The organism is Pseudomonas sp. FW305-20 (assembly GCF_058788075.1).
In genome coordinates, this window is the sequence record NZ_JBYTAJ010000070.1 from 1 (window position 1) to 4007 (window position 4007).

2 protein-coding genes and 1 pseudogene are annotated in these 4007 nt (G+C 61.0%); 1 reads left to right on the forward strand and 2 read right to left on the reverse strand.

Going from position 1 to position 4007, the window contains the following annotated elements:
- Positions 1-86: 86 nt before the first annotated feature.
- Positions 87-842 carry a methyl-accepting chemotaxis protein gene (locus AC3WP4_RS28430; protein ID WP_371916924.1) on the reverse strand — a complete coding sequence of 252 codons (756 nt, stop codon included), beginning with the start codon at positions 840-842 and terminating at the stop codon, positions 87-89.
- Positions 843-944: 102 nt separating this feature from the next.
- Positions 945-2234, reverse strand: a pseudogene (locus AC3WP4_RS28435) (cache domain-containing protein); the annotation flags it as partial.
- Positions 2235-2605: 371 nt separating this feature from the next.
- Here AC3WP4_RS28435 and AC3WP4_RS28440 point away from each other — a divergent pair.
- Entirely contained in the window at positions 2606-3922 is a 1317-nt protein-coding gene (locus AC3WP4_RS28440) for a Na+/H+ antiporter family protein (RefSeq protein ID WP_162493974.1), read from the forward strand.
- The last annotated feature ends 85 nt before the right edge of the window (positions 3923-4007 follow it).

Genomic DNA, 4007 nt, shown 5'->3' on the forward strand with positions numbered 1-4007 from the left:
TGACGCTCTGCGTCACATCCCAAAGCGGAACGCGGAGCGTCCCTGGCGGCATTCCCACGCGGAGCGTGGGAACGATCGGCGTCAGGTCAAACCCTGAACTGATCCATCAAGCTCTGCTGCTGATTCGCCAGGCTATTGAGTGACTGACTCACCCGCGCCGATTCATTGGCCTGGCCCGACAGCGACTCTGTCACATCCCGAATCGTCGCCACGTTGTTGTTGATCTCCTCGGCCACGGCGCTTTGTTCTTCCGCAGCACTGGCGATCTGCAAGTTCATGTCGCTGATCACCGTCACCGCCTCACCAATCTGCCGCAGCGCCGTCACCGCCTGACCGACCTGTTCGACACTGCCCTGAGCCTGACGATGGCTGCTGTTCATCGAGCCGACCACGTCCTGAGTGCCACTCTGCAACTGCTCGATCACCAGGCGGGTTTCTTCGACGGACTCCTGGGTCCGGCGTGCCAGGTTGCGCACTTCATCGGCCACGACGGCAAAACCACGCCCGGCTTCACCGGCACGAGCGGCCTCGATGGCGGCGTTCAGCGCCAGCAGGTTGGTCTGCTCGGCGATGGCGCGAATCACTTCCAGCACCGAACCGATCTTCTCGCTGTTGGCCGCCAGGCCTTCGACTTGCACCATCGCCGCGCTCATGTCGGCGGCGAGGTTGTCGATGCTGGCGGTGGTGCGGTCGATCACGGTCAGACCGCGACGGGTGGCCTGATCCGCATCCCGCGCTGCCTGTGCCGCTTGCGCTGCACTGCGAGCGACGTCTTGAGCGGTGGCGCTCATTTCGTGGGAAGCGGTCGCGACCTGATCCACCTGACGGTATTGCTGCTCCATGCCGGCGCTGGTCTGCGTGGCGATGGCGGACGATTGATCCGCCGTGTTGCGCGCGTCCTGCACCGAGCGTTTGACCTCGGCAATGATCGGTTGCAGCTTGTCGAGGAAGCGGTTGAACCAGCCGGCCAATTGGCCGAGTTCGTCCTTTTTGTCGTAGGCCAGGCGGCGGGTCAGGTCGCCTTCGCCGCTGGCAATGTCTTCGAGCATCTGCGCCACACCCAAAATCGGTTTGGTCACGCTGCGGGCCATCAACCACACGAGCAACAGGCCAATCAATGCGGCCAGTACACCCAGGCCGAGTTCGATCAGGGTGCCGGCGGTGTTGCTTTCATCGAGTTGCTTTTTCAACGCTTCGGCGGGGCCGACCAAAACTTTCTCCGGCACCTCGAGCAACACGCCCCAGGACTTGCCACCGGGAATCGGCTGGAACGGCGACAGCACTTTGAGCTGTTGATTGCCGTGCAGGCTTTCGGTCTTGCTGCTGGCGGCGAGCATGCGGATCAGCTCGGCACCGTTGGTTTTGTCCACGGCGTCCAGGCGCTGGCTGAGTTTGCTGGCGTCCGGGCTGTAACCGGCCAGCAACCCGACCGGGCTGATGATGCTGACGTTGGTCTGGCCGTCATAGAGCTTTTTGCTCGCGCCCTGGCTGATGGCTTGCAGGCTGTTGAGGTTGATGTCCACCGACAGCGAAGCGATGACCTTGCCGTTGACCATCAGCGGGAAAACGATGCTGGTCATCAGCACATTGTGGCCGTCGATCACGTAGAAGTAAGGTTCGATCACGCAGGGCTTGAGGGTCGTGCGCGGGCAGGTGAACCAGGCGTTGGCCGGTTCGCCGCTCGGGCCGGTGGTGGTGTCGGCCATGTCGCTTTCCGGTAGCGCCATCGACGTCACCTTGCCAGGCACAGGTTGCGACCAATAGAGCGCGAAACGGCCCTTGTCGTTGCTGCCCAGCTCGGCCTGGCCGGCGAACAGATCGTCCTTGCCGTCCAGCGCGTTGGCTTCGAACACCAGCGAGAGGCCGAGCAAGTCGGGGTTGGCTTGCAGGGCCGACTTGACCTGACGCGTCAGGTCCTCACGCAGGTCAAAGGCATCGAGGAAGCGCTTCTCGGCCTGATCGCGCAGGAACAGCACCTGACGCGAAAAACCGTGGCCGTATTGATAGGCGTCCATGAACTGCTGGCGAATCCCCAGCGCCTGGTTTTCACCCTGGGATTCGATCCGGGCCTGGGCTGCCTCGGTGAGCATCTCCATGCTGGAGGCTTTCACCATCTCGGAGCTTTGCTCCATGCGATACAGCGAAAGACCCACCAGCAGGGTCACGATGCCGGCCAGGCACAGCCCGGCCAGCAGGGTGATTTTCCATTGAATGGAAAGTTGTCTGAGCGACATGGAGACGTCCTTATTCGATATTTATCTGAGACTTTGCACTGTAACGGCCGCAATTCGGCTTTCTTTATTCGTTCAATCAAATAAGCCATCACACAAAACCTGTAGCAGCTGGCGAAGCCTGCGTTCGGCTGCGAAGCAGTCGTCAATTCGGGGGCTGAGGTGTTTCAGGCACACCACATGCGCAGGTTTTACGACTGCTACGCAGCCGAACGCAGGCTTCGCCAGCTGCTACAAGGGGTCGTGATCGCTTTGACAAGGCGTTAATGGTCCGGCAAAGTGCGCGCCCTCTAATAAAACCCTCACATTCCATCCGCTGGCGGCTCTTTGCAGACTGCCGGCCGGGCTCTTCCGTTTGCCTTGAGGTAACGATGATTAATGCTGTAATCGCTGCGGTCGGCGTCATGCTGATCCTCAGTCTGTCCCGCGTGCACGTCGTAATCGCGCTGATCGTAGGTGCCCTGGTGGGTGGTTTGACCGGTGGCCTGGGCGTTGACGCCACACTCAAAGCCTTCAATAGCGGCCTCGGTGGCGGTGCGACGGTCGCGTTGTCCTACGCATTGCTTGGCGCTTTCGCAGTGGCCATTGCCAAGTCCGGGCTGGCGCACGCGCTGGCAGACAAAGCCTTGCTTATGGTCGATCGCCAGCACGCCAGCGGTGGCCGTCAGGTCAAATGGCTGTTGATCGGTTTGCTGTGGGTGGTGGCCATCGCTTCGCAGAACATCCTGCCGATACATATCGCCTTTATTCCGCTGCTGGTGCCGCCGCTTTTATATGTGTTGACCAAGCTGCAGCTGGACCGCCGACTGATTGCTTGCGTCATGACCTTCGGTCTGATCACACCGTACATGTTCCTGCCCGTGGGCTTCGGCAACATTTTCCTGAATGAAATCCTGCTGGCCAACGTCGCCCGTAGCGGGGTGGACATCAGCGGCATCAACGTCACCCATGCCATGGGGATTCCGGCCTTGGGCATGGTCGTCGGGCTCGCGGCAGCGTTTGTCAGCTACCGCAAGAAGCGCGTCTACGATCTGGAAAAGATCGAGCAAGTCGAACAGGTCGCGGTGCAGTACAACCCGCTGAGCCTGATGATCGCCGGTCTGGCCATCGCGGTGGCGTTCATCATTCAGCTGTTGCTGGACTCGATGATCATCGGTGCGTTGGCGGGCTTTCTGATTTTTTCGGTGTCAGGCATCGTGAAGTGGCGTGAAACCGACGACCTGTTCACCGAAGGCATGAAGATGATGGCGATGATCGGTTTCATCATGATCGCCGCCTCCGGTTTTGCCGAGGTGATGAAAGCCACCGGTGAAGTGCAGACACTGGTCGAAACATCGGCTTCGTGGATCGGCCACAGCAAAGGCATTGGCGCGTTGCTGATGTTGTTGGTCGGACTGTTGGTGACCATGGGCATCGGTTCGTCGTTCTCCACCGTGCCGATCCTGGCCGCGATTTTTGTGCCGTTGTGCGTGCAACTGGGCTTCAGCCCGATCGCGATCGTGTGCATCGTCGGCACCGCCGGCGCGCTGGGCGATGCCGGTTCGCCCGCGTCGGACTCGACCCTCGGTCCGACCTCGGGCCTGAACATCGACGGCCAGCATCACCACATCTGGGACACCGTGGTCCCGACCTTCCTGCACTACAACCTGCCGTTGCTGGTGTTCGGCTGGGTGGCGGCGATGGTCCTCTAAGCCGGCCCACCACCGATCGTTCCCACGCTCTGCGTGGGAATGCCTCAACGGACGCTCCGCGTTCGGCTCTTGATGGGACGCGGAG